At 53.8% G+C, this 25,389-nt stretch carries 27 protein-coding genes and 2 tRNA genes; 10 read left to right on the forward strand and 19 right to left on the reverse strand.

Annotated elements, in window-relative coordinates; genetic code table 11:
* Nucleotides 1-28: 28 nt before the first annotated feature.
* A complete protein-coding gene (locus tag EA20_RS19800; protein WP_038381698.1) occupies nt 29-1,780 on the reverse strand; it encodes a Lon protease family protein in 1,752 nt (583 codons plus the stop codon).
* A 185-nt stretch (nt 1,781-1,965) separates the two neighbouring features.
* Here EA20_RS19800 and matP point away from each other — a divergent pair, with 185 nt between their 5' ends.
* Nucleotides 1,966-2,427 (forward strand): macrodomain Ter protein MatP, encoded by a 462-nt coding sequence (gene matP / locus EA20_RS0115235; protein WP_024967649.1) that lies wholly within the window; start codon nt 1,966-1,968, stop codon nt 2,425-2,427.
* Nucleotides 2,428-2,534: 107 nt separating this feature from the next.
* Here the strand turns inward: matP and ompA are convergent, their stop codons facing one another.
* On the reverse strand, nt 2,535-3,605 hold the full coding sequence (gene ompA, locus EA20_RS0115240) for a porin OmpA (RefSeq protein WP_024967650.1): 1,071 nt from the start codon (nt 3,603-3,605) through the stop codon (nt 2,535-2,537).
* Nucleotides 3,606-3,952: 347 nt separating this feature from the next.
* Nucleotides 3,953-4,462, reverse strand: coding sequence for an SOS-induced cell division inhibitor SulA (gene sulA, locus EA20_RS0115245; RefSeq protein ID WP_024967651.1), 510 nt, complete (start codon nt 4,460-4,462; stop codon nt 3,953-3,955).
* Between the two features lie 210 nt (nt 4,463-4,672).
* On the opposite strand from sulA, the gene EA20_RS0115250 reads away from it, so the two are divergent.
* A complete protein-coding gene (locus tag EA20_RS0115250) occupies nt 4,673-5,293 on the forward strand; it encodes a TfoX/Sxy family DNA transformation protein (protein ID WP_024967652.1) in 621 nt (206 codons plus the stop codon).
* On the opposite strand, the gene yccS is transcribed toward EA20_RS0115250, so the two are convergent.
* Together yccS and EA20_RS0115260 are read right to left on the reverse strand one after the other, a co-directional pair.
* Nucleotides 5,290-7,440 carry a YccS family putative transporter gene (gene yccS, locus EA20_RS0115255; protein WP_369699795.1) on the reverse strand — a complete coding sequence of 717 codons (2,151 nt, stop codon included), beginning with the start codon at nt 7,438-7,440 and terminating at the stop codon, nt 5,290-5,292. The genes EA20_RS0115250 and yccS overlap by 4 nt on opposite strands.
* 8 nt (nt 7,441-7,448) lie before the next feature.
* The gene (locus EA20_RS0115260) at nt 7,449-7,895 is read right to left on the reverse strand and encodes a YccF domain-containing protein (protein ID WP_024967654.1); all 447 of its coding nucleotides are present in this window, start codon (nt 7,893-7,895) and stop codon (nt 7,449-7,451) included.
* 132 nt (nt 7,896-8,027) lie between these two features.
* Between EA20_RS0115260 and helD the strand changes: the two genes are divergently transcribed.
* A complete protein-coding gene (helD, locus tag EA20_RS0115265) occupies nt 8,028-10,082 on the forward strand; it encodes a DNA helicase IV (RefSeq protein ID WP_024967655.1) in 2,055 nt (684 codons plus the stop codon).
* A 25-nt stretch (nt 10,083-10,107) separates the two neighbouring features.
* Here helD and EA20_RS0115270 read toward each other — a convergent pair whose 3' ends face one another.
* Together EA20_RS0115270 and EA20_RS0115275 are read right to left on the reverse strand one after the other, a co-directional pair.
* Nucleotides 10,108-10,566 (reverse strand): methylglyoxal synthase, encoded by a 459-nt coding sequence (locus tag EA20_RS0115270; protein WP_024967656.1) that lies wholly within the window; start codon nt 10,564-10,566, stop codon nt 10,108-10,110.
* 60 nt (nt 10,567-10,626) lie between these two features.
* Entirely contained in the window at nt 10,627-11,268 is a 642-nt protein-coding gene (locus EA20_RS0115275; protein ID WP_024967657.1) for a DUF2057 family protein, read from the reverse strand.
* A 190-nt stretch (nt 11,269-11,458) separates the two neighbouring features.
* On the opposite strand from EA20_RS0115275, the gene EA20_RS0115280 reads away from it, so the two are divergent.
* Entirely contained in the window at nt 11,459-11,875 is a 417-nt protein-coding gene (locus EA20_RS0115280; RefSeq protein WP_024967658.1) for a CoA-binding protein, read from the forward strand.
* Nucleotides 11,876-11,902: 27 nt separating this feature from the next.
* Here the strand turns inward: EA20_RS0115280 and hspQ are convergent, their stop codons facing one another.
* Together hspQ and rlmI are read right to left on the reverse strand one after the other, a co-directional pair.
* Nucleotides 11,903-12,220 carry a heat shock protein HspQ gene (hspQ, locus tag EA20_RS0115285; RefSeq protein ID WP_024967659.1) on the reverse strand — a complete coding sequence of 106 codons (318 nt, stop codon included), beginning with the start codon at nt 12,218-12,220 and terminating at the stop codon, nt 11,903-11,905.
* A 60-nt stretch (nt 12,221-12,280) separates the two neighbouring features.
* Nucleotides 12,281-13,471, reverse strand: a complete 1,191-nt coding sequence (rlmI, locus tag EA20_RS0115290; RefSeq protein WP_024967660.1) for a 23S rRNA (cytosine(1962)-C(5))-methyltransferase RlmI — start codon at nt 13,469-13,471, stop codon at nt 12,281-12,283.
* Between the two features lie 85 nt (nt 13,472-13,556).
* Here rlmI and yccX point away from each other — a divergent pair, with 85 nt between their 5' ends.
* On the forward strand, nt 13,557-13,835 hold the full coding sequence (gene yccX / locus EA20_RS0115295; protein ID WP_024967661.1) for an acylphosphatase: 279 nt from the start codon (nt 13,557-13,559) through the stop codon (nt 13,833-13,835).
* 3 nt (nt 13,836-13,838) lie between these two features.
* Here yccX and tusE read toward each other — a convergent pair whose 3' ends face one another.
* Nucleotides 13,839-14,165 (reverse strand): sulfurtransferase TusE, encoded by a 327-nt coding sequence (gene tusE / locus EA20_RS0115300; RefSeq protein WP_024967662.1) that lies wholly within the window; start codon nt 14,163-14,165, stop codon nt 13,839-13,841.
* A 100-nt stretch (nt 14,166-14,265) separates the two neighbouring features.
* Nucleotides 14,266-14,922 (reverse strand): FtsH protease modulator YccA, encoded by a 657-nt coding sequence (gene yccA / locus EA20_RS0115305; RefSeq protein ID WP_024967663.1) that lies wholly within the window; start codon nt 14,920-14,922, stop codon nt 14,266-14,268.
* Between the two features lie 217 nt (nt 14,923-15,139).
* Here yccA and EA20_RS0115310 point away from each other — a divergent pair.
* From EA20_RS0115310 to agp, 3 genes are all read left to right on the forward strand, one after another.
* Nucleotides 15,140-15,227 (forward strand) — tRNA-Ser (locus tag EA20_RS0115310).
* A gap of 219 nt (nt 15,228-15,446) precedes the next feature.
* A tRNA-Ser gene (locus EA20_RS0115320) sits at nt 15,447-15,534 on the forward strand.
* A gap of 271 nt (nt 15,535-15,805) precedes the next feature.
* The gene (agp, locus tag EA20_RS0115325; RefSeq protein WP_024967664.1) at nt 15,806-17,428 is read left to right on the forward strand and encodes a bifunctional glucose-1-phosphatase/inositol phosphatase; all 1,623 of its coding nucleotides are present in this window, start codon (nt 15,806-15,808) and stop codon (nt 17,426-17,428) included.
* 107 nt (nt 17,429-17,535) lie between these two features.
* Here agp and EA20_RS0115330 read toward each other — a convergent pair whose 3' ends face one another.
* The 3 genes from EA20_RS0115330 to wrbA all read right to left on the reverse strand — a co-directional run bounded on the left by EA20_RS0115330 (nt 17,536) and on the right by wrbA (nt 19,932).
* Nucleotides 17,536-18,909: an NAD-dependent succinate-semialdehyde dehydrogenase gene (locus EA20_RS0115330; RefSeq protein ID WP_024967665.1), complete on the reverse strand. Its 1,374-nt coding sequence runs from the start codon at nt 18,907-18,909 to the stop codon at nt 17,536-17,538.
* Between the two features lie 171 nt (nt 18,910-19,080).
* A complete protein-coding gene (locus EA20_RS0115335) occupies nt 19,081-19,311 on the reverse strand; it encodes a YccJ family protein (protein ID WP_024967666.1) in 231 nt (76 codons plus the stop codon).
* A gap of 21 nt (nt 19,312-19,332) precedes the next feature.
* Entirely contained in the window at nt 19,333-19,932 is a 600-nt protein-coding gene (gene wrbA, locus EA20_RS0115340) for an NAD(P)H:quinone oxidoreductase (RefSeq protein WP_024967667.1), read from the reverse strand.
* 520 nt (nt 19,933-20,452) lie between these two features.
* Here wrbA and EA20_RS0115345 point away from each other — a divergent pair.
* Both EA20_RS0115345 and EA20_RS0115350 read left to right on the forward strand, forming a co-directional pair.
* Nucleotides 20,453-20,629, forward strand: a complete 177-nt coding sequence (locus tag EA20_RS0115345; protein ID WP_071995434.1) for a general stress protein — start codon at nt 20,453-20,455, stop codon at nt 20,627-20,629.
* A gap of 127 nt (nt 20,630-20,756) precedes the next feature.
* Nucleotides 20,757-21,680 (forward strand): DMT family transporter, encoded by a 924-nt coding sequence (locus EA20_RS0115350; RefSeq protein ID WP_024967669.1) that lies wholly within the window; start codon nt 20,757-20,759, stop codon nt 21,678-21,680.
* On the opposite strand, the gene rutG is transcribed toward EA20_RS0115350, so the two are convergent.
* From rutG to rutC, 5 genes are read right to left on the reverse strand one after another with little or no spacing between them, the layout of a single operon-like run.
* Nucleotides 21,677-23,002 (reverse strand): pyrimidine utilization transport protein G, encoded by a 1,326-nt coding sequence (gene rutG / locus EA20_RS0115355; RefSeq protein ID WP_024967670.1) that lies wholly within the window; start codon nt 23,000-23,002, stop codon nt 21,677-21,679. The genes EA20_RS0115350 and rutG overlap by 4 nt on opposite strands.
* Nucleotides 23,003-23,050: 48 nt before the next feature.
* Complete coding sequence (gene rutF / locus EA20_RS0115360) at nt 23,051-23,575, reverse strand: NADH-dependent FMN reductase RutF (protein WP_024967671.1); 525 nt, start codon at nt 23,573-23,575, stop codon at nt 23,051-23,053.
* A 10-nt stretch (nt 23,576-23,585) separates the two neighbouring features.
* The gene (locus EA20_RS0115365; protein WP_024967672.1) at nt 23,586-24,176 is read right to left on the reverse strand and encodes a malonic semialdehyde reductase; all 591 of its coding nucleotides are present in this window, start codon (nt 24,174-24,176) and stop codon (nt 23,586-23,588) included.
* Entirely contained in the window at nt 24,161-24,985 is an 825-nt protein-coding gene (rutD, locus tag EA20_RS0115370; protein ID WP_024967673.1) for a pyrimidine utilization protein D, read from the reverse strand. The genes EA20_RS0115365 and rutD overlap by 16 nt, the downstream gene beginning before the upstream one ends.
* An 11-nt stretch (nt 24,986-24,996) precedes the next feature.
* On the reverse strand, nt 24,997-25,383 hold the full coding sequence (gene rutC / locus EA20_RS0115375; RefSeq protein ID WP_024967674.1) for a pyrimidine utilization protein C: 387 nt from the start codon (nt 25,381-25,383) through the stop codon (nt 24,997-24,999).
* Nucleotides 25,384-25,389: the final 6 nt, after the last annotated feature.

Consider the following 25,389-nt stretch of genomic DNA (forward strand, 5'->3'; position numbering starts at 1 on the left):
CGAACAGGTGTAAGCTGAACAAGTCCGATCAGCTCTGGTTAAACCAGTTCAGCCAGCGCAGCGGCCACGGACGGTGACGTGCATCCTGCTGAGTGATTTGCGCAATGCGCTCCTGTATTAACTTTAGCAAACAAGGACCGGTTTCCCGATCCCACTCCGCCCCGGTTAAGAGAGGCAAAGCTTCTTCGACGCTGCTAACCGCCCATATGTGGAACTTTCCTTCACGCACGGCGTCCACCACTTCCTGCTGAAGTGACAGATGGCGTACGTTGGCTGCCGGCATAATGATGCCCTGACTGCCGTTCAGACTGCGTTGCTGACAAATATGGAAAAAGCCTTCAATTTTTTCATTCAGGCCGCCGACTGGCTGGACCCGTCCAAACTGATCGACCGAGCCCGTTACAGCAATCTGCTGCGTCAGCGGCTGGCCGGAGAGTGCGCTAATCAGCGCACAAAGCTCGGCTAAAGAGGCACTGTCGCCATCCACTTCTGAATAGGATTGCTCAAAAACTATTGAGGCTGAGAAAGGCAGCTGCTGATCGAGCTCGAGTTCGGAGATGAGCCAGGCCTGCATAATCATCATGCCTTTTGCATGGATATTGCCACCCAGTTCAGCTTTGCGTTCGACATCAGTGAACTCACCATCACCGATATGCACCACGCAACTGATGCGCGATGGTTCTCCAAACGCACGAGGGTGACCGGGAAACTCAATAACGGAAAGCGCGTTTATCTGACCAACCATTTCGCCTTCCGTTTCGATCAGGATCTGATCAAGCAGAATTTCATCGCGTATGCGTTCAGCCAGAAAGCCTTCACGCCATTCCCGGGTTTCCAGAGCCGTTGCCAGGCTATCGCCGTTCAGAACGCCGTTGCCATGAAGTGCCGCATCCTGAAGCTGGCGTGCAAGCCAGGCAGGGCAGAGGGGTAAAGTATCCTGATCGCCCGTATAGCGAACCGCTTCCCGGATTAATACTGGCCAGAAATCCGCTTCGATCGGGCCGGTATTTTCGCTGGCAGCAACCGTCATTACCCACTGCATCCAGAGCCCCAGCGTATCCGGTTCGGTAATCTGAATATTCTCTTCATATTCCGAATAGAGTGCCAGCGAGGCCAGTTCCGGCTCCATCTCCTGAAAATCAGCCAGGATATCGCGCTCACCCGTCAGTACCAGACGAAAATGCACAGGCAATGATGGGATGGTAACGGGCAACGGCCGCGTTTCATCAGGTGAATGCCACTCGAAACGTTGAGTGATCAGAATTTGCTTCAGGCGAAGCCAGAGCAGCGGTTGTGCCAGCAATGCGCGCAGGGAGAGGATTAGCGTACCGCCATTAGCCTTATGGACAAGGCCTGGTTCCAGTACAAGTTTCTCATTCCACACCCGTACACAGCCAAACAGCTGTTCATTTTCAATCCAGTCTGCCCGGTGAATGCCGCCCGTGCTGGCAAAATTATCCTGCGCTGAGGTGGCGGCCAGTAATTCAACCGAGTGGTCGCTGACGATATAAGCACCACCGGTTAGCACAGGCTGCTCGCCGGCATTCAGCTCTGCCATGACATCCTGAAGTAAAGCCTGATATTCAGCGTTTTCAGGCGCTTTTACCAGCATCAGCGGCAGTTTAGCCGGTGTTTGCAGCAGGAGAGTCAGACCGTCATACAGACGCGACTGGACAGCAGCAAAACAGCTGGTATCGGCATCAGAAGCCTGTGCGTGCGGGGGTTGTACGCCGTCGGTAACGGGCTGCAGGGCATGCCATTCAAGTCTGTTGTTGGTCAAAGTTATCGTTTTTTTCTGAAATGAATAAAAGCGGCATTATACAATAATTCAGCCTCTTAAGCACCGCAGAGATGTGCTTCACCTGATGTTCTGCCTGGCTTTGCGATATTTGCCCCGTTTTCTCTGCCGCAGGGTGAAAAAAAGCTGTTATTCTTAAGCCGTTATATGGTCAGCATGAGATTCCGATGAAATATCAGCAGCTGGAAAACCTTGAAAGCGGTTGGAAATGGAAATATCTGGTGAAAAAACACCGGGAGGGCGAGCCGATCACCTGCTATCTGGAATACAGCGCGGCGCAGGCAGCCGTCAGTGAACTGCTCGCAATGGAAAACAATCCGGCAGAGGTGCTCTCCTGGATCGGTAAACACATTAATCCTGCGCTGGAAAACAGGATGAAGCAAACGATCCGGGCCCGGCGCAAAAGACATTTCAACGCTGAACATCAACATACGCGAAAAAAATCAATCGACCTGGAGTATCTTGTCTGGCAGAGGCTGGCCGGATTGGCGCAGAGGCGCAACTGTACGCTGTCTGAAACGGTCGTTCAGCTGATTGAAGATGCCGAGCGTAAAGAAAAATATGCCAGCCAGATGTCATCGTTGCGGGAAGATTTGCAGGCGATATTAGGCAAGCAGGAAACAGAATAACGCGCATTTATGGACGTCGGTAGCTTTGTTCCACGATATGGTGCGCCATAGCATTATCCAGAAAAAGAGAAACCCCGCCGTAGCGGGGTTTTTTCATCAAAGGTAACTTAAGCCTGTGGCTGAGTTACAACGTCTTTGATGCCTTTAACTTCGATTTCTACGCGACGGTCCGGTGCCAGACATTCGATCAGGGCGTTACGGCCTTTCACGCTGTCACAGGTGTTGCCGGTAACAGGTTCAGATTCACCCATACCACGTGCAGAGATCTTGTTAGCAGGGATGCCTTTAGAAACGAGGTAGTCTACAACAGACTGAGCGCGTTTTTCAGACAGCTTCTGGTTGTACTGCTCAGAACCGATACGGTCGGTGTAACCCAGAACAACAACGGAACCATCTTTAGGATCCATTGAGCTCAGCTGGGAGTACAGCTGGTCCAGAGCCTGCTGACCTTCTGACTTCAGGGAAGCCTTGTTGAAGGTGAACAGTACGTCAGATTTCAGCGTGAAACGCTTGGTTTCAACAACTGGCGCTGGCGCTGGTGCTGGTGCTGGTGCTGGCGCCATGTCGTCCTGACCGAAGCGGTAAGAAACACCCAGGCTCAGCATGCCGTTATCTGGACGAGTACCAACGGTGTTTGCATCACCGATGTTGTTAACCCACTGGTAATCCAGACGGGTTGCCCAGTTTTTGGTCAGCGCATACTCAACACCAACGGCGGCCAGCGGAGAAACGCCGGTATCGTGATCGCTGATGCGGTTGCCAGTAGCAGTAACCTGCTGAGTAGAGTCTGCACGCCATACCATGCCACCCAGACGTGTGTACACGTCCAGATCGTCCATGACAGGGTAGCTCAGTTTAGCCGCCAGCTGAACGCCCTGCGCTTTGAATGCGCCGTTTACAGCGTCGCCTTTGTTAGGCATACGACCCAGCCAGTCATAACCCAGCTCAAAGCCCAGGTACTGGTTAGCCTGATAACCAACGAATGCACCAGCGCCAAGCTGACTTTCGTGAGTTGGGCCGTCGTTGTTGGTGTAGTTATTACCGTAGTAACCTGTGTCATGGTACTGAGACCAGCCCAGTTTAGCACCGGTATACCAGGTGTCATCTTTAGGGGCGGCCTGCGCTACGGTAGCGAAGCCAGCCAGTGCCACTGCAATTGCGATAGCTGTCTTTTTCATTTTTGCGCCTCGTTATCATCCAAATAGGCAATGAGCTTTCATTAGCTCTTTGATTTAATCCTTCGCCGGGTTATGAAGCTCACTGGGACTCATCCAAAAAACGGTGAATATTGAGCACCCTGGCGACGTAAAGTCTACAACGTACCAGCAAACTTACAAGTATGATGTGAGGCAAGAGGATAAAAAAACAGCCGTTCATACACACAATTTAATATTTTAAAACGAGATAAAACTGTCAATGGAAGTTAAAAAACATCGCTAACTCATTGTCACAGCGCGTCATAGCAGAATCAGAGAGTTATCACAGTTCCGAAAGAAAACCCTTCTGAGAAAATTCCCATTTTTACTTAATGATACAAACTAGAATGAATTTTTAGCTCATAGGAGGGTCTGGAAGGGGCCAAATTGACCTGGTCGGGTCGCATAATCAGACCCAACGCCTGGCCCGAGGAAGCCGCTTTTTCCAGCCGGCGACGATCGTCATCTGAAATTTCCTCAGGTAACCAGCCTAATACGACACTGTAATTACCTGTCTGCAGGGCTTTTATCATCGCTTCGACACAGGTAATAGCGCCTGGCTGATGTATTTGCATCACTTTATCCAGCGGGAGACCGGATGCTATCAACCAGCTGCGGCTGAGCTTCTGCTGAGGAGTAAGCCATAGCTGCCAGCGCGACTGCATCCCTAACTGTTGCAGCAGCGGTAAAAGCAGCATTTGCGTTAAACCGGGCTGATCTTCGCTATAAATGAGTTCGCTGATAAGCCCGGCCGCGGGCGCACACTGAGGCGTGGTACCGCGAGTGGCCTGACGGAAGCGGCGATGAACAGAAGAAGATTTCAGTGAAGGAGTATGCATTATGACGTTGCTCGCTGCGTTACTGTATGGATGTACAGTATAGTGAGGTCGGCTAAAGATCAACCTTATTTTCCTGAAAACGCTTCGCAAAAATAGAATGCAAACGACCGCAACGTCATTTATTCATTGAATGCGTAACGGTTAATGCCTATTTTCGCTGCAACCACTAAACGGAAGTAGGCGGTGTCCAGGCCTAAAAGGGAGAAAAAAATGCGTGACTCAAAGCTGAAAATCGAACGTGCGAAGCAGTACCTCAACGCGTTGGGGGAGATCAACAGCCGGAGCCAGTTTGGCGGGTATAGCTTGTCTGTAGAAAAAGTGGTTTTTGCGCTGGTGGCCGATGGCGAGCTTTATTTGCGGGCCTGTGAGCAGGTAAAGCCCTATTTTATCCAGCGTCAGATGGACACGCTTCATTTTAACAAACGAGGTATTGCGGTGGAGATGGATTACTACCGTGTAGACGACAGTTTATGGCAGGAGCCGGAACAGCTGGTAGCGCTTTCCCGACTCTGTCTGGCGGGTGCCCGCCACCAGCGAAATTTGCATCAGAGTAACCGACGGTTGAAGGATCTGCCGAATCTCTCTATACGCCTGGAACTTCAGCTCAGGCGAGCCGGTATTGAAACCGTAGATAAGCTGAAGGCACAGGGCGCGAGAGCGTGCTGGCTCCGGCTACGTGAAAGTAATAAAAACCTTGGTATTAACGTTCTTTTCGCGCTCGAAGGGGCTATTCTTGGCCGCCATCAGCAGGCGTTACCTGAAAGCGTAAAGGATGAGCTACGCCGCTGGTATCATACAGCGACGCTGAAACGTCCTCAACATACGGACTAGCCGGCGAAGTTATCGGCAGAAATTTGTTTTTTCAACTGGGCAAGTTCCGGAAGCAGGCCTACCAGTAAGCCGACCTGTTGGAGCACCAGTGGCTCTTTTGTTGTCGGGTCGGCTTCTGCCGTCTCAATACGCTCAGCTATATTTGCCAGCCTCTGTGCCGCTTTTTGTTCGCTTACGCGATCAGCATGAAGAAGATCGTCTACATAGCAGACCGCATCATCCATCAGTTGCAGCATATCGGGTCGGGAGAACTTTTCACGATGCGCGCCAAGCGCTGAAATGTAACTGAGGAAGGAGTGATTGAGACAGAGAAGCCGGAACGCCTTCTCACGCAGCGCCGCACTCGCATTTTTTTCCGCCGAAATGTTGGAGACCACTGACGCGAGCTCAGCATCGCTGTTGTGTGCATCACGTCTCGCGATCCGGTAGTCGAGCCGGTTATCTTTGCCCTGATGATACTGCACGAGGATCGCATCCAGGTATCGGCAGTTCGCATTAAGCGTGCGTTTTGCCACGGCGGACAGCCGACGAAAGCGCCAGTCTGGCCAGATAAACGCAACGGCAAGCCAGGCAATACCGCATCCCAGCAGCGTATCTATAACGCGAGGCACGGCCACCTCAAAACCTTCGCCCAGCAAATTGAAGCAGAAAAGCACCAGCAGGGTAATAAACATCGTGGCGTGTGCATACTGAGACTGGCGGAAAGCGAAAAACAACACGCCGGTGACCACGATCAGGATCAACTGACCTTCAACGGAAGGAACAAGCCAGAGTAGCGGCAGGCCAAGGATGATTCCAGCCACCGTTCCTGCTATACGCAATGCCAGTCGACGTTTGGTTGCATTGTAATTGGGCTGACAAACAAAAAGACTGGTGAGCAATATCCAGTAGCCATGATTAAGGCCAGTGATCTGGATAAACGCATAACCGGTACAGAGCAGTAAAGACATACGTACCGCGTGACGAAACAGGGGGGATTCAGGCGTTAAATGTCTGCTGATGCGTAACCGGACATCAGCCCAGCCGGTCAGACCTTCACTGGATAGCGTGTGATTGCGTGCGTCATCGCTAGTTGCCAGGCCTTGCTCCGACTCTATTGTCGCCAGTTGGGCATCAATAGCTTTAAGGTTGTTGAGTAAATAGTGCATCGCTTTCAGATCGTTACTTTCAGGCTGTGACAGGCTGAGTCGTTCAAGTGCTGCGTTGAGATGCTGGAAAGCGCGCTCAAACCGCGCATCATGTTGATAATCTTCCCGCACAACAATGCATTTTGCGAGTTGCCGACAGGCGCGGGCCTGTAAAGTGAGCAGGCGCTGGAAGCGAAACAGGACGTCACTGTCGCGATATTCCTGGCGGAGCATGTGGTAGCGCGCATGGGAGGAGCTGGCGCGCTCATGGATATCCTGAGCCACAAAATAGTAGTGAAGCGTACGTCGGGTTCCCCGCTGGCCCCGGTCGCCTTTCAGGCGAGACTGGATGGATATTTTCGCCTGATTAAGCGTGGCGACGAGCTGACTGTTCGTCATGGCCACATCAATCAGCGAGGCATTATCATCATCCTCCATATCAGGATCGAACAGACCCGCCTTTGCATCCAGATAGGCGGCGAGTCCTTCAAAGCAGCGGGCAATATTGACCTGAAGTGGCCGGACGGGGAAAAGAATATGCCCCGCCAGCGTCAGCATGTTGTACCAGATGGCGCCCGCCAGCAGCAGGGCGGGTTGCAGGTACCATTGCTGAAAAAGCCCCAGTCCCAGCAGCGTATAGATGGCGATGAGTAGCGCACCGAATGCGATGGTCGCATAACGCTGGCCCAGCGCGCCCAGCAAAATAAATCCCCATGTGGAAAGCGCCAGCCCAAGCGTAAACAGCCAGGGCAGCGGTGAAAGCAGCTCGACGGAAACCGAAGCGATGCAGAAGCAGATCAGCGTGATCAGAAGATTACGCAATCGTCCGCTGAGCCGATCGTCAAGATCGGCGAGCGCGGCGGCGACCACGCCAAGCGTTAACGGAATGGTCCAGGTGATCTGGTTGAGCCACCAGGGAAGACCAGCCGTACCCGCCAGCGCAATGAAAATACGCAGGTTATAGAGGAGGGCGCTGTTATAAGCGTAGCGCCGGAGATCGGGCGTAAGCATTTTCAACATACGGCTACTCAGTTGAAGCGGCTGCGGGCGTTGGCTTCCCGGGCGGCCTGGGCCACTTCGACAGAAACGACACGACGTCCGACCGGCCAGAGTGCGATGGCGGCAATTTTGAAGTTCGCGATGCCCACCGGGATACCAATTAGCGTAATACATTGAGCAATGCCGGTCATGATGTGCATCAGGCAAAGCCACCAGCCAAAGAAGATCAGCCAGAACAGATTCAGCAGTGTGCCACCGGAATTCATAATAGCGCTCTTTTTGTCCGGATAGAGCATATCAACGTGTACGGCTTCGTTACCGTAAGGCAGCAGCGACAGGCGGGTAATCTCCCAACAGGAGCGCGTGAGTGGAAGCGTAAAAATAAAAATGATGCTGAGCAGCGTGGCAATTAACCAGCTGAAGGTGGTCAGAAATCCACCCAAAACAAAATTCAGAATGTTCAAAACAGTACGCATTAATGGAAATCCTTCAGCCAGGCGGGAAGTATCAGTCAATGGGTTGATTGTACCGTGTTTTAACTCTGGAGCGGTACACCCCAGCCAGGTAAACTACAGCCTGCAGAAGACAACAGCAGCCAGGGCAGGATCATGGAACTGAAATCAACGTCGCTGGGTAAGCACCTGGCACAACATCCCTACAACCGGGTGCGGTTACTTACCGCAGGCGTTGAGGTTAGTGGTGAAAAGCATGAATATCTTATTCCGTTTAATCAACTTTTAGCTATCCGGTGCAAGCGGGGGCTGGTCTGGGGGGAGCTTGAATTTGCGCTTCCGGATGAAAAAGTCGTCCGGTTGCACGGCACCGAATGGCAGGAAACGCAGCGTTTTTATCATTATCTCTCTCAGGCCTGGCAGCGCTGGAGTGAAGAGATGAGCATTGTGGCAGCCGGAGTGCTTGATGATCAGGTCGCCACGCTTAGCGCAGCCGGAGCTCAGGATCGATGGCTCAAACGGAGTGATGTGGCCGGCTGGCGCACCACGCTTCAGAACGCATTCGCCTCCCTTCCTCTTCCTCCTGAAAGATTAAATGAATTTGATAATTGCCGGAAGGCTTATCAGACCTGCCTTCGCTGGCTGGATAACAGCGATGAACAACGTGAGCAGCATAATGCGCGCTGGACAGAGCGCATGCTGATAGAGTACGCCGATTTCTTCAGGGGCATTGAAACCTCACCCTTAAATCCTTCTCAGGCCAGAGCCGTGGTAAACGGCGAAAATGCCCTTTTGGTGCTGGCCGGAGCGGGCAGTGGCAAAACCTCGGTACTGGTGGCCAGAGCTGGATGGCTGATGCTGCGCAAGCAGGCTGCAGCTGAGCAAATCCTGCTGCTGGCGTTTGGCCGTCAGGCTGCGGAAGAGATGAACGATCGCCTGCGTGAGCGGCTCAACAGTGAATCCATTCAGGCCAGCACTTTCCATGCGCTGGCGTTAAAAATTATTCAGCAGGGGAGTAATAAATCCCCGGCGATAAGCAAGCTTGAATCCGACACGGCGCTACGCCATCAGCTGCTTATTGATGCCTGGCGAGCGCAGTGCGACGGCAAGAAAACGCAGGCTAACGGCTGGCGACAGTGGCTTCAGGATGAGCTGGCATGGACGCTCGAAGAGGAGCGTTACTGGCAGGATGACCGGCTGGCAAAAAAACTGGCCGGGCGTCTGGAGCGGTGGCTTGGGCTGATGCGTATGCATGGCGGAACGCAGGCGGAGATGATCGCCTCTGCCCCGGAAAGCTGCCGCGACCTTTTTGCCAGACGCGTTAAGCTGATGGCACCGCTGATGAAGGTATGGAAAGCGGCGCTGAAAGAAGAAGGGGCAGTGGATTTCTCCGGCCTTATTCATCAGGCGGTGAATATCCTTGATAAAGGGCGTTTTATCAGCCCATGGAAACATATCCTGGTGGATGAATTTCAGGATATATCTCCCCAGAGGGCAGCACTTCTTGCCGCGCTCAGAAGGCAGAATAAACAAACCGCACTTTTTGCCGTCGGGGACGACTGGCAGGCCATCTACCGCTTCAGCGGGGCGGAAATGACGCTGACCACCGCTTTTCATCACCACTTTGGCGAAGGCGACCGTGCGGTGCTGGATACCACTTACCGCTTTAATGAACGAATCGGCGAAATCGCCAGTCAGTTCATTCAGCGTAATCCACATCAGTTGAAGAAGCCGCTGAACAGCCTGAGCAAAGGCAGTAAAAAAGCGATTTCTCTCCTGCCTGAGGCGCAGCTGGAGGCGTTGCTGAATAAAATTAGCGGGTATGCCACGCCGGAAGAACGGATATTGATTCTGGGACGCTATCATTACCTTCGTCCCGAGCTGCTCAATAAGGCCAAAACGCGCTGGCCAAAGCTCACTATTGATTTCATGACCATTCATGCCAGCAAAGGCCAGCAGGCTGACTATGTCATATTGCTTGGCCTGCAGGCAGGCAAAGAGGGCTTCCCGGCAGCAGCAAGAGAGTCGGTGATGGAAGAGGCGCTACTGCCTCAGCCGGAAGATTTTCCGGATGCGGAAGAGCGCAGGCTGGCTTACGTTGCGCTTACCCGCGCCAGGCAGCAAGTCTGGTTACTGTTCGACAAAGACAATCCCTCGTCTTTTGTCGGAGAGTTCAGGCAGATGGGCGTTCCAGTGTTGCGTAAGCCTTAACGAGCGCGTGCGCTGCGCGCGTAAGTTACTTAAGGCGCTCCTGCAGATAGCGCTGATAGTCAGGGATCATAATCTCAACCTGCTGTGAGAACAGTGGAGAATGGATAATAAAGTCAGCGGTTGAACGGTTGGTGGCCACCGGGATATTCCATACTGTCGCCAGGCGCAGCAGCGCTTTGACATCGGGATCGTGAGGCACCGCGTTAAGCGGATCCCAGAAGAAGAACAGCACATCAATTCTGGCTTCTGAAATCATGGCACCAACCTGCTGATCGCCGCCCATGGGGCCACTCAGCATCGCGGTAACCGGCAGCCCGGTAGCGCGCTGGATAAGATTTCCGGTTGTGCCGGTGGCGTAAAGCGTGTGCTCTTTCAAAATCGCTTTATGCGTATCGACCCATTGCATCATCGATGTTTTGCAGTGATCGTGTGCAACCAGCGCAATATGTTTTTTTTCCTGAATCTTGCGGGTAGTTTGATCCATTACGGCTTCCTGAGTTAACGTCAAAAAGAAGTTGCGCTGCGCGCTGCATACCCGCTGGTTTCAACTGATGCGCAGCGCCTGCATAAGCGTGCCGAAACGCTGGCGGGTGGCGGCGTCGACCTGCTGATACCAGAGCTGAAGTATCCGGCCTGTAGGATGGCGATCGCTAGCGAGGTTGGGCGCGCTTTCATTGACCGGTGAGCGGCTGGTTTGAGGTTGGGCAAAACGCGGTACGGAAGCGATGCTGCCTTTCAGATTATAAATGGCCATCGCCTGTTCATAATCTTCGCTACGGGTATTTACCAGACGATCTTGCTGGCTCTCCACCTCGGCGCCTTTTTCATCGACGAGCTGGAAGTGCGGCTTTTTATTAAAAGCGTTGCCCTGATGTAACGTTGTAAATGAAGGATACTGGATGGTGATTGATTTCGCCTCCGCTCTGAATGTGACGATCAGAGGAGCGGAAGCCCAGGCCGTAGCCGCTTGTCCGCTTTTGTGTAATTTTTTTTCGACGCGAAACAGAAGTTGGTGCTGCCCACGCTCAAGTTCCAGTCCCTCTGCGCCCTTCAGTAACGAGCCGGAAATTTTCCGGCCATCCAGGACCAGCAGGTCAATGTCTGGGGCGAGTTTTAGTGTGGTGGCCTGGGCGGTCGCCGCCGCCAGCAACGCAATCAATCCTGTGATAACCAGACGCAGCTTCATTATTTCTCCAGATGCGCAGGAACGCGAAAAAATCCTAATGTATCAAAGTCTTTCAGTATGGCAGCTTATTAACATTTTAACATACTTATTCGTGCTATACCTCCTCCGGGAGAATTCTTTTTACCGGCATTTTCGCCAGACACGAAACTCAGGCATAAACTCTTAAAAAACGATTTACGAGGAAACGATGATGCAAGATAAAACGATCGCTGATGTTCTGACCTCGACGCGCCATATCGCGCTGGTGGGGGCCAGCGATAAGCCGGCGCGGGCCAGCTATGGCGTAATGGCTTATCTGCTGGCGCAGGGATATAAAGTGACGCCGGTCAGCCCAAAACTGGCAGGCCAGACGCTGCTGGGGCAGCCTGTCTATGGCAAACTGGAAGAGATCCCGGAGCCTGTTGATATGGTTGATGTATTCCGTAATGCTGAAGCGGCTTATGGCGTTGCTCAGGAAGCGATAGCGATTGGCGCAAAAGCGATCTGGTTTCAAATCGGTGTGGTGAATGAACAGGCAGCTGTGCTTGCAGGAGAGGCGGGATTGCAGGTGGTGATGGATCGCTGTCCGAAAATGGAGATCCCCCGGCTGGGGCTGGAAAAACGATAATAAAAAACCCCGCCATGCGGGGTTTGATTAATTCCTGAGGCGGGGTGCCTGTAGCTGTTCGCGAATGGAGGCGGCCAGTTCGTCCAGCGAGGGTTGCTCGGGATGTTCACCCTGCAATTCCCATGAAAGCTGAGCTTCGGCAATATAGGTATGCACCGCTTCGCCTTCTTCATTCATCATCACGACATGGTACCAGGGCGCCTCGCGCAGCGAGTCGCTTTCAGCCACATCATCGATCCGCGGATCGTCCAGCGAATATTCCGGATCAACATCCACAACCACACCTAAAAAACCGAGCAGCTTATGCCGTACCTGCTGGCCAAGCCCAAATTTGCTGGCAATCATCGTGACCTCCTGAGAAACATGCCCTGCAACCAAGATGGGGGCAGGGACGTCGTTTTCAAGTCACAGTACGCGGCAGGCAAACCCTTTCAGGTACATCCCTTCCGGATAGCTGGCGATCACAGGATGATCGGCCGCCTGCCGGAACTGCTCTATAAATTGTACATCACGCTGGGCATCCAGCGCGGCGTCGGCGATGATTTTCTGAAATAAGTCAGTTGGCATCAGGCCTGAACAGGAGAAAGTCAGAAGCATCCCGCCGGGATTGAGCAGCTGCATAGCCAGCATATTGATATCTTTATAACCGCGGCAGGCGCCGTTCAGCTGACTTTTATTCTCAACAAATTTTGGCGGATCCATCACAATCAGATCGAATTTCTCACCGTTTTCACGGTAGCGGCGTAACAGCTTGAAAACGTCGTCACGCAGGAATTCCGCTTTAGCGAGATCCAGACCGTTAAGTTCAATGTTCTGTCGGGCAACATCCAGCGCAGCCTGCGAAGTGTCGACGCTGATAACCTCTTTACAGCCGCCGAGCAGCGCGGAAACGGCGAACCCACCGGTGTAAGAGAAGCAGTTAAGCACGCGACGACCTTTAGCATAGCGGCGGGTCGCGAGGCGGCTGTCGCGCTGGTCCAGATAATAGCCCGTCTTATGTCCGGTCTGAATATCAACCAGCAGTTTCATACCATGTTCAGTAATCGGCAGCAGTTCCGGTGGCATTTCACCCAGCACAACCCCCTGCGCCAGTGGCAGGCCCTCTTTTTTGCGTACGGAAACGTCAGAACGATCGTAAATGGCACAGGTCGGGTAGCAGCTTTGCAGCGCGGAAATCAGCGTCGCCCGCTGATACTCGGCGCCTGCTGAGAGCAGTTGCAGAACGAGAAAATCACCGAAACGGTCAATAGTGACCCCTGGCAATCCATCGGATTCACCCGCGATGAGACGATAACTGTCCAGATCGTCGCGCTCAGCCAGCCAGTTACGCAACTGCTGTGCGGCCTGCAGGCGACGAATAAAGAAATCGGTATCAATGGACTCATCCTGCTGCCAGCTCCATACGCGGGCGCGGATCTGCGATGAGGGGGACCAGGCCGCCCGGGCAAGCCAGTTGCCGTTACTGTCACACACGTCCAGGGTTTCGCCCGGCTGGGCTTTACCTTCCATCCGGGCGACAGCGCCGGAAAACACCCATGGATGACGACGGAGAAGCGATTTCTCACGTCCTTTGGCAAGAATCAAACGAACACTCATATTTGCTATGCTTACAGTCAGGAAAACAGGCGTTATTGTCCGGTGCTGGCCGGAAAAATGCAATCTTGTATCAGCAGGAGGAAAAATGGCAATGATTTGTACGCGTGCCTGGGTACACGGGCGGGTTCAGGGAGTGGGCTTCCGCTACAGTACGCAGCAGGAAGCGCAAACGCTGGGGCTGAAAGGTTATGCAAAAAATCTGGACGATGGCAGCGTGGAGGTGCTGGCCTGTGGAGAAGAAAGTCAGGTTGAGCAACTGCTGGCATGGCTCAGAGCTGGCGGGCCACGTAGCGCGCAGGTTGATAAGGTGCTGGCCGAACCGCACACGCCTCATGAGATGCCCGAAAGGTTCACGACAGCCTGATGGCTACAGACATTTCACCGGTTTCGGCAGGCCCGCGATTTTGGTCGCTTGTTTGGCGGGACCGTCCGGGAAAAGGCGGAACAGATAGCGGCTGTTGCCTTTCTCTTCGCCATACTTTTTTGCCATGGCTTTAACCAGCATGCGCACCGCTGGCGACGTATTGAATTCAAGGTAAAAGGCCCGGACAAAATGCACCACTTCCCAGTGGGCGTCGCTCAGTTCAATACCTTCTTCCGCCGCGAGCAAAGGGGCCATCGCCTCCTGCCAGTCACTACTGGATTTCAGATAGCCCTGCGCATCGCGTTCAATTTCTTTACCGTTGAATAGCACCGTCTTGCCTCTGTCTTGCCTTAAAGCGCGCAGTTTATCAAAGATTGACGCCACAAAAAAATAAAGCCCCGCAAGCGGGGCTTTAAAATAGCGCGTCAGATTAGTTGCTGCGTGACATGCCAAGGATGCTCAGCAGGCTGATGAAGATGTTATAGATTGAAACATACAGGCTGACCGTAGCACGGATGTAGTTGGTTTCACCACCGTGAATGATGTTGCTGGTTTCCCACAGAATGGCACCGGAGGAGAACAATACAAACATCACGCTAATCGCCAGATGCAACGCCGGGATCTGCAGGAAAATGTTAGCCACGACTGCCACCAGCAGGACAACGAAGCCGGCCATCATCATGCCGCCCAGGAAAGACATATCCTTGCGGGTAGTCAGCACATAGGCTGAACAGCAGAAGAACACCAGCGCGGTACCGCCAAGCGCCAGACCTATTACGTCACCCATTCCGGCGGAAAGCAGCGAGTTCAGGATCGGGCCGAGCGAATAACCCAAAAAGCCGGTAAAGGCAAAGGCGGCCAGAATACCTGCCGGGCTGTTGGCAAGGCGATAGGTCAGAAACATCAAGCCATAAAAACCGACCAGCATGATAATCAGACCCGGTGCCGGCAAGGCAAAAACGGTACTGAGCGTGGCAGTCAGCGCGGAAAAAGCCAGCGTTAACCCCAACAGGAAATAGGTATTACGCAGCACCTTGTGGGTGGCGATTAACGAGCTTTCGCGGGTGGTATAAGCGATGCGATCCATAAAAATGCCTCTCAGGGTCACCAAATTAGCTGTGAGAATAGGGAAGGGAACGAAGCGGGGAAAGGCGTTTTACCCTTCTTTACGCGTTAAGCCGCTGTTTGAATGAGCAAGCTGGCGAAATTTGCGCCGGTTAACTGCGTGATGGCTATTTTTAAGGCAACTGATTCAAAAGCCACTTTACTTCGTCCGGGAGGATGATTATAGTGCGCCTCATTGCGGAGGGGTGGCCGAGTGGCTGAAGGCACCGGTCTTGAAAACCGGCGACGGGAAACCGTTCGAGAGTTCGAATCTCTCCTCCTCCGCCATCGAATTTAACGGGTCAGCGAAAGCTGGCCCGTTTTCGTTTCTTTCCCTCCAACGCATTTCCCCGCTGACACCGCATTCACGAAAAAATCCTCATAAAAGCGCATAATTTCAACAAAATAGATAAATTAATGCTTGGCAAGCGTCGCGCCTTCTCCTATACTGTGCGCCATCAGTTGTTCAGCTTGCTTTGAAAAAACAGCGGTGTGATTGATACGTGCGGAGGGGTGGCCGAGTGGCTGAAGGCACCGGTCTTGAAAACCGGCGACGGGAAACCGTTCGAGAGTTCGAATCTCTCCTCCTCCGCCATCAAATTTAACGGGTCGGCAATTGCCGGCCCGTTTTGCTTTCTGCCACGCCTGCGCTACTGCACGATATAACCCACAAACTCTTCAGAAACATCTCTTTACTTATCAAACTCATGATGCCTCTCTCTCGCAAAAGCGGTAGTCTGCTATAGTCTTTTCATACCTTGCTGCGCCTGCCTCTCTCGGGATGTATCGCTGCGCAGCTATGCGTGTTACTGAGCATCACCCTTCAGTGGCTGGATGGTATCTCCTTGAATCAATGGAATAAACATATGATCAGAAAATTTAGTCTCTGCGCGTTAGCGGTTTGCTCTGTGCTGCCTGGCGTTTCTGCCTGGGCGGCAGATGACAACTACCAGCTTGAGCAGGTATTAATGATGAGCCGCCACAATCTGCGTGCACCGCTGGCCGATAACGGTAGCGTACTGGGACAGGCGACCAGTAAGACGTGGCCCGCGTGGGATGTGCCGGGAGGCCATTTGACCACGAAAGGCGGCGTGCTCGAAGTGTATATGGGACACTACACTCGCGAATGGCTGGCCCAGCAGGGTTTGATCAAAGCGGGTGAATGTCCTTCCAGTGACGCTATCTACGCCTATGCCAACAGCCTCCAGCGTACGGTAGCCACGGCGCAGTACTTTATTACAGGCGCTTTCCCGGGCTGCGACATTCCTGTTTCACATCAGGATGAGATGGGCACCATGGATCCGGTCTTTAACCCCATCATTACCGACGAGAGTGAAGCCTTTAATCAGCAAGCGCTGACCGCGATGAACAGCGCCAGTGAAAAGCTGAGCCTTAAGCCGGCGTTCCAGCGGCTGGAAAAGATTATCGATTATAAAAATTCGCCCGCCTGTAAGGAAAATAAACAGTGCGATCTTTCCAGCGGCAATCTGAATAAGTTCAGCGCGGAAAAGGGTAAAGAGCCAGGCGTTTCTGGCCCGCTGAAGGTGGGCAACTCGCTGGTCGATGCCTTTACGCTGCAATATTATGAAGGGCTGCCGATGGAGCAGGTCGCCTGGGGACAGATTAAAACCCCGGAACAGTGGAAGATGCTGTCAGCCATTAAAAATGGCTATCAGGATACGCTCTTTACGTCGCCTGAAGTCGCGCGTGACGTTGCCGCGCCGCTGGTTGATTATATCCGCAGCCTGCTGGTGGATGAAGATAAAGCCAGCGCGCCTAAGGTCACGCTGATGGTCGGTCATGATTCTAATATCGCTTCTCTGCTGACGGCGCTCGATTTTAAAGATTACGAGCTGCCTGAACAGAATGAACGTACGCCTATTGGCGGAATGATTCAGTTCCAGCGCTGGCACGATAAGAAAAACGATCGTGAACTGGTGAAAGTGGAATATGTTTATCAGAGCAGCACGCAACTGCGTGAAGCAACGCCGCTTTCCCTGAAAACCCCGCCCAAACGCGTCACGCTGACGATGAATGGCTGCCAGACCGATGCTAACGGCTTCTGCCCCTGGGATCAGTTCACCCAGGTGCTGAATAAAGCGATCCAGGGAACGCCTCTCGCAGCGAAAGTTGCACAGCCAGCCGCACCGGTACCCGCTGCAGAAGAGAAAGTCTCTACGGCAGAACAGGCGGCGATGAATAAGGCTAAAGCCGATCAGGCGGCGGCAGATAAAGCCGCTCAGGCGAAGGCCTCAGCCGAAAAAGCGGCGGCAGATAAAGCGGCTGCTGAACAGGCTGCCAGAGAGAAAGCGGCGGCGGATAAAGCAGTGAAAGAACAGGCGCTGGCGGAAAAAAAGGCGACCGGAGAGTCAGCTAAAGCGGCAGAGGAAAAGAGGGGAACTGAAGCGCCCAAAGCAGCAGACGACGCGCAGAAAGAGAATGCGACAACGACGACGCCTGCAAAGGCTGAGGAACCTGCAGCGCCCTGACAGAGGACCGGGTATTCAGAGAGTCACAGAAAAAGGCCGGATATTCCGGCCTTTTTTGTATCAGAACCTCCACTGAGCAGCGGTGGCAATGAAGCTCTGTTGACGCTTTACTCGCCGCTAACCACAACCAGTTTCTGGTTGACGAACTCTTTGATGCCAAGATCGGAGAGTTCACGGCCATAACCCGAGCGTTTCACGCCGCCAAAGGGCAGTTCCGCAGAAGTATCGCTGGCAGAGTTGATATAGACCATACCGGTTTCAATGCGCGACGCCATTTTTTTACCCCGTTCAATATTGCGGGTAAAAATAGCACCGCCCAGGCCGTAATGAGAGTCGTTCGCCAGGCTGACCGCTTCATCATCATCTTTCACCACGTAGATCTGTGCCACGGGACCAAAAAACTCCTCAAACCAGGCCGGATTATCGCGGGTAATATTGGTCAGGATGGTCGGCTCAAAGAAACAGCCTTCGCCATCAATCGCCTTACCGCCAAGGTGGAGCTTCGCGCCTTTAGCAACGGCGCTGTCAACCTGCTTCACCAGCGTATCGCGGGCGCTGGCTGATGACAGTGGGCCGAGCGTGGTGCTTTCATCCAGCGGATCGCCCGTTTTGATTTCACGGAAGGCCTGGGTAAATTTTTCCAGAAACGCATCTGCAACGCTCTCGTGTAGAATAAAACGCTTGGCCGCCGTACAGACCTGCCCACAGTTGCTGAGGCGGGCACCCACACCAGCTTTCACTGCCTTCTCGAGATCGCAATCATCAAGCACGACGAATACATCATTACCCCCCAGCTCAAGGGTGGTTTTCTTCAGGTATTTCCCCGCCTGCTGAGCAACTGCACTACCGGCACGTTCAGAACCGGTCAACGCTGCGCCCTGGACGCGATCGTCAGCAATAAGTGAGGCAATCTGATCGCTGCTCACAAAAAGGTTCGTCCAGGCACCTTCCGGCGCGCCTGCTTCACGTACCAGTTCTTCGAAGAGCGTCGCACAGTGCGGCACGTTCGCAGCATGTTTCGCCAGCACAGGATTACCCGCTGCCAGATTGGGCGCAAGAACACGCATCAGCTGATAGTAGGGGAAGTTCCAGGGTTCCACGGCAACCAGTACGCCGATAGGGTGGTTTTCGACCCAGGCCTCACCCAGTTCGCTTGGGTAAGGGGTTGGTGCGAGAAAGCGCTCGGCATTCTCAGCATAGTAACGGGCGATTTGGGCACAAAGTTGTACTTCGCCACGGCTCTGGTTAATCAGTTTACCCATCTCAATGCTGGCTGTCTTAGCGAGCTCTTCGACGCGGCTGTCGATAAGGTCGGCCATCTTCTTCAGCACCTGCAGGCGGGGCTGAATGGGCCCTTTTGACCAGTCGGAATGATAGAGGTCGTCCGCGGTTGCAAGCGCTTTTTCGACGTCGGCCTCACTGTGATCCTGCCAGTTTTTGATGAGTTTATTATTTGCCGGATTAATTGTCTGATAAGACATACTGCACTCCTTTTGGGACAACGGCCTGACTGTCAGGCTTAAAACACATAGACTTAAGCGTAGTAGACGTCATGCCGGTTTCACAACGTGACTACCGATGCGATAACTCCTAATCCGTAACAGGGGCATAAAAAAAGGGCAGGTTTCCCCGCCCTGAGGCTGCTGCGTTTACTAAACGTTTTTACGCTCGACAACCTTGTTATCCCAGGTCAAAACGTCCTTATCGGTTTTATCGAAGGCACGAAACAGCACCTCATCATTTCCCTGCTGAGCCCAGATTTCTTCAGCAAGTTTCTCATCGTAGTTGGCTACTTCGAAAATGGCTTCAGCGATTTCAGGTGAGGTGGCGCGAATGCTGGCCCACTCGCCGACGTGATGGTTTTTAGCTTGTTGCGTTGTCATAGTGTTCTCCTGTAAACAAGGTTATCCGTTAAGCTTTACAGCCAGGCCTGCGACGTGCTCGCCCTGAAAGCGGGCGATTTCCAGTTCAGCTTCGCTGGGTTGACGGGAACCGTCGCCGCCAGCAAGTGTGGTGGCACCATAAGGTGTTCCGCCGCGAACTTCAGAAATATCAAAGAGTGCTTTGGCGCCATAGCCTATTGGCACAATAATCATGCCGTGGTGAGCCAGGGTGGTCCAGGTTGAGGTGATCGTCTGTTCCTGTCCGCCGCCGGTGCCGGTTGAGGCGAAAACGCTGGCTAATTTGCCGTAAAGTGCACCCGACGCCCACAGCCCGCCAGTCCGGTCAAGAAACGTCCGCATCTGTCCGGACATGTTGCCAAAGCGCGTTGGCGTACCAAACAAAATCGCATCATAGTGTGGCAGTTCGTCAGGCGTAGCCTGTTCGGCAGGTTGATTGGTCTTGCCGCCAACCTGAGCGAAGCGTTCGGGATCCATTGTCTCCGGCACGCGTTTAATCGTCACTTCAGCGCCATCAACGCGACGCGCACCTTCGGCAACCGCATTTGCCATCGTCTCTATATGTCCATACATGGAATAGTAGAGCACTAAAATTTTCGCCATTCCTTCACTCCATGAGTCCGTTATCTCGATCAAACAGTCAGCCTGGCTATTCATATTAGTGAAAGCCGCCGGGCCAGTACTTAAGGGTTTTTCGTAGGTTGAGATGGCACCTTCGGTGGCATCTTGTCACCCGATTCGGGCGCTTTATGCGGGTCGTCTTTAGCGCCAGAGCGCTTTTCTGCGTCAGTCATCAGTTGCTCCTGCTTAGGTCGTCAGTTTTCGCCGGAAAGGTAATTATAGAAGAGAGGGAATAGCTTGCAGCAGACAAGGCTGGATTTTCTGTTTATCTGACCTCTTTTGGTTATAGGTTTCTGAATAATAGTTTAGAAAAAATAATGTTATCCTTCAGCCGCTTCACCGCACTTTTTCAGCGGCATTAAGAAAAAATTAGCAGTTGCTGCGGCGTAAACTATGCTTAATTACGTAGCTGCCCGTGAATAGCAGCTGCGCTTAACCCTCACCATTTTGGTGTAAAAATGCCCGAAAGCAGTATGGTGGCTTAACTATTTGGAGGTTGAAAATGGCAGAGCATCGTGGTGGATCTGGAAATTTCGCTGAAGATCGTAAAAGAGCATCAGAAGCTGGCCGAAAGGGCGGTAAAGTCAGCGGGGGGAATTTTAAGAATGACCCTCAACGGGCTTCCGAGGCAGGAGAAAAAGGTGGGCGTAACAGTCGTGGAAGCCGCGAGCAAACCTGATTACTCGTATCGCTGCGGCAAATCTGTGCTCACGCCGCCGGGGAAGACCCGGCGGTAACCTATTCTTAGTTGACCTGCATGTTAACCCTCTGCACACTAGCGCAAATTTTTCCGATCCGGCTTTCTCATGTCTGCTTTTACCCGTTATAAACTCACCTTCACCCGTCAGGAGCTCGTCCTCGTTTTTATCACCATGATCTGGGGTGGAACGTTTCTGGCGGTTCATCATGCCATGACCGTTAGCGGACCCTTCTTTTTTGTTGGAACTCGCTTTGCAACCGCAGCGCTACTTCTGGCTCTTTTTTCATGGCGCTCTCTGCGTGGCCTGACCCGGAGAGAACTAAAGGCAGGCGCGCTGATTGGGCTGGCTATCGGTTGCGGCTATGGCCTGCAAACCTGGGGGATGCAGACTATCAGCAGCAGTAAATCGGCATTTATCACCGCGCTGTATGTGCCGCTGGTGCCGCTTTTACAGTGGATATTTCTTGGCCGCTTACCGGGAGTAATGGCCTGGATCGGCATCCTGCTCGCATTTAGCGGTCTGATGCTACTGGCGGGACCGGAAAGTGGATCGCTGGCCTTTAACGCCGGCGAACTGGCCACGCTGCTCAGCACGCTGGCTATTGCGGCGGAAATTATCCTCATCAGCGCCTGTGCGGGAAAGGTGGACGTTAAAAGAGTGACCGTTGTGCAACTGGCTGTCGCGTCGATCTTCGCTTTCGCCCTGATGGGGCCTAACGGCGAGTCGGTGCCCGCATTCTCACCTTATCTGCTGGTAAGCGCTGTTGGACTGGGCATCGCCAGCGCCATTATTCAGGTGACCATGAACTGGGCGCAGCGCAGCGTCTCTCCCACAAGGGCGACGGTCATCTATGCGGGAGAGCCGGTCTGGGCTGGGATTGTGGGCCGGATTGCCGGTGAGCGTCTGCCCGCCGTGGCGCTTTTGGGCGGTGCGTTGATCGTGGCGGGAGTTGTCGTCAGTGAGTTAAAGCTCAGGCGCAAAAACAGGGCAAAGAGAGATCCTTCGCCCCAGAAGGGTGAAGTTAACTAGCTGTCCTGACGTATCACGCTCTGGCTACCCAGGACAGTTGCGCGACGGCTGAGGATGGCATTGAGCATAATGGCGCCAAAGGTCGCCGTCCCGATGCCGCCCAGGGTAAAACTGCCGACGGTCAGCGCAAAATCCCCCGCGCCAAGTACCAGCGTCACCGCCACCATGATCAGATTGCCGTTCTGTCCCAGATCGACATGGTTCTGGAGCCAGATCCGGGCGCCTGCAACCGCAATAAGCCCGAAAACAACGATCGAGGCACCGCCAATCACCGGCGCAGGGATCGTCTGGATCAATGCGCCGAATTTAGGCGAAAAGCCGAGCAGGATCGCGATAATCGCCGCCGCCACAAATACGAGCGTGGAGTAGACTCTGGTTACTGCCATCACCCCAATATTCTCCGCATAGGTAGTGACCCCACTGCCGCCAACGCCGCCAGACAGCATCGTCGCCAGGCCGTCTCCCACGAACGCCCGCCCCATATAAGGATCGAGGTTTTTTCCTGTCATTCCCGCAACTGCCTTCAGATGCCCCAGGTTTTCCGCCACCAGGATCACCGCTACCGGTGCGATGATAAACATCGCATGGCTGGAGAATGTCGGATGGGTCAGGGTGGGAAGACCAAACCACGGCACGGCGGTGATCGGGCTGAAATCAACAGGTTTGCCCAGTCCGAGTCCATTCGTCAGCAGCGCATAAATCGCCCAGGCCGCAATCAGCCCAACCAGGATCAGCAGGCGTTGCACCATCCCTCGTGTAAATACCGCCACCACACCGATACAAAGTACGGTCATTACGGCTATCCAGCTATCGAACATGGAGGCGGAAACGCTGCGTACGGCGACAGGAGCAAGGTTCAGACCAATCGCCATCACCACGGCACCAGTTACGACGGGCGGCATCAGCTTTTCAATCCAGCGCGTCCCTGCTTTCATCACAATAAAACCAATCAGGGTATAAACCAGGCCACAGGCGATAATGCCACCCAGCGCAACGCTCAGTGCCGGATTAACTCCCTGTCCTGAGTAGCCGGTCACTGCAATCACCACGCCGACGAAGGCGGCGCTGGAACCGAGATAGCTGGGTACGCGTCCTCCCGTAATCACAAAGAAGAGCAGGGTGCCGATGCCGGACATCAAAATGGAAAGGTTAGGATCGAGGCCCATCAGCAGGGGCATCAGCACCGTGGCGCCAAACATGGCGACCGCATGCTGAAGACCCATTATCAGCGTCTGACCCAGCGGTAGCATTTCATCTGGCGCAACTAAACCTTGTGCTGAGGCCGTCTGTTTACGCCAGTGGGGAAACCAGGAAGTTGCCATCGTCTTCTCCAGAGAAGTGAATAAAGCAGTAACCGCCGGGGCGGCGCATCAGGCTTCCTGCCGCCTTAAATGATGATATCCGCGATCGAAATAGATCAGGCCATGCGTCTCCTGATTGCATAAAAGCGCCTGCGCTTCACACACCAAAATGTCATGGGTGCCCACACTCATTACCTGCGTAACAAGGCAGTCAAAAGAGGCAACCGCACCAGTCAGAATAGGGGAGCCGGTCACCAGCGTTGACCACTCCGCAGCGATAAAGCGTTCTTCCATCGCTGTTTTTCCGCCAAACAGCGCCGAGAGGGTTTCATGTCCGGCCGCCAGGGTATTTACGCAAAGGCGGCGGTTTGTATTGAAAGTGTCCCACACCGAGGCCGAGCGATTCAGGCAAACCAGCAGCGCAGGCGGCGTATCGGTCACGCTACACACCGCAGAAGCGGTGAAACCGGCTCGCCCCGCAGGGCCGTCGGTGGTGATGATATTGACCGCTGCGCCAAGACGGGCCATCGCGTTGCGGTAATCCTGTTTTTCCACGGTATTTAAAGCGGCAGGCGTTAATGTTGCCAGTGACATAATCTTCCCCTTATTCAAACGTACAGGCGATATCGAAATCGAGCCGTGGCAGACGGGCGTAAACTTTGGTTGGGTCGCCATAACCGATGTTAATCAACATATTGCTTTTCCAGCCGCTGGCCCCGAAAAAAGCGGCATCAACCGCCTCACGATCGAAACCGGACATCGGGCCAGTATCCAGCCCCAGCGCACGGCAGGCGGCAATCAGGTAAGCAGCCTGAAGAGAGCTGTTACGAAAAGTGGTCTCTTCGGCCAGTGCCGGACTGCTGGTAAACCACACTTTTGCGTCCGCATGGGGAAATAACATGGGAAGCTGTTCATAAAAGGCCGGATCCCAGGCGACGATAGCCGTAACGGGCGCGGAGAGGGTTTTTTCCAGGTTGCCGCTGGAAAGTGTGGGCTTCAGCTTCGCCTTGCCTGCTTCACTGCTGACAAAAGCAAAGCGGGCAGGACTGCAATTGGCTGAGGTTGGCCCCATTTTCAGCAGATCGTAAATCTGCTGGATCTGTTCCCGGCTGACGGGGCGATCCTGCCAGCCGTTGAACGTGCGTGCAGCAGTAAAAAGAGTTTCCAGCGCGGTTTCATTCAGGGCTTCTGCCATGTCAGCTCCAGTTCAGTGGTTTCAGTCACACTGGGTTGGCTGGCAAGCCAATCCAGTAACAGGTCGTTAAAAGTGGCGCTGTCGCTGACGCTCATCGCATGGCCGCCCCAGGTCATCTCCTGTAAAGTGGCAACAGGTAGTGACGCATATAGCTTGTGCGAACAGGGCCAGGGGATCAGCAGATCGTCGCGTGAACAGATCAGCAGTACCGGCTGTACAATCGCCTGCGCTTTATCGGTAAAGTCACAGGCCATCAGGGCATGCAGACGGCGCAGCAGGTTCTCCGTTCCCTGAAAATGCGCGGCGTGCAGCGCATCTTCAGCCTCGATTTGGGCCTGATTTTCAGACAGCCACTCAGCAGGGTAGAGGAACAGCGGCTGCGCCCGCACATAGCTCTCAACGCCGCAATTCAGCAATAGTTCCTGACGAAGGGTAAAGCAGCGCCGCGTATGGGCATCAAGCCGAAGCCAGCCGTTAACGACCACCAGACCAGTGACACGTTCGGGGTAGTCCAGCGCCAGCTGCATGGCAATCATTCCCCCCACCGCATGGCCGATCACGAGATAGCGGTCGATCCCTTTTCCGGCCAGCGCCACGGCGAGTTCTGCGGCCATATCGCTCACGCTGTAGCCTTCAGGCAGCGTGTCAGTACTGCGGCCTGTTCCACGCTGATCGTAAGTTACTATGCGATAGCGTGCGCCTAGCGCATTCATCTGCGGCAGCCAGAAACTGCCCAGACCTCCCAACCCTGCTGACAGGACCAGCGTTACTGCATCCGGATGGGCGGTACCAGAAAGCGTCAAATGCATCAGACTCTCCGTTACTGAGCGATATGGGCCACGCTGGCGATTTCGACCAGCGCATCAGGCTTCACCAGTCCGCACTGGATGCAGAAACGGGCCGGTTTTTCACCGGGAAAGAAATCCGCATAGACGGCGTTCACTGCTGCATAATTGCGCCAGTCGGTGATAAAAATAGAGTTGAACGTCACATCGTTCAGGGTTCCTCCTGCCGTTTCGATCACAAGCTTGATGGTTTCCAGCACGTGCCGCGTCTGGGCGGCTGCATCGCCAACATGCACCACATTGTTATGCTCATCGAAAGGGAGCGTTCCTGAGACGTAAACCACGCCGTCGGCCAGCGTTCCCGGTACAAACGGCGCAATAGGTATGCTGCTTCCCGGTGGCGTAATAATCGTTTTAGGCATATTTTT

Origin of the sequence: Pantoea sp. IMH, from assembly GCF_000599885.1 — a bacterium.
Taxonomy (GTDB): Bacteria; Pseudomonadota; Gammaproteobacteria; order Enterobacterales; family Enterobacteriaceae; genus Erwinia.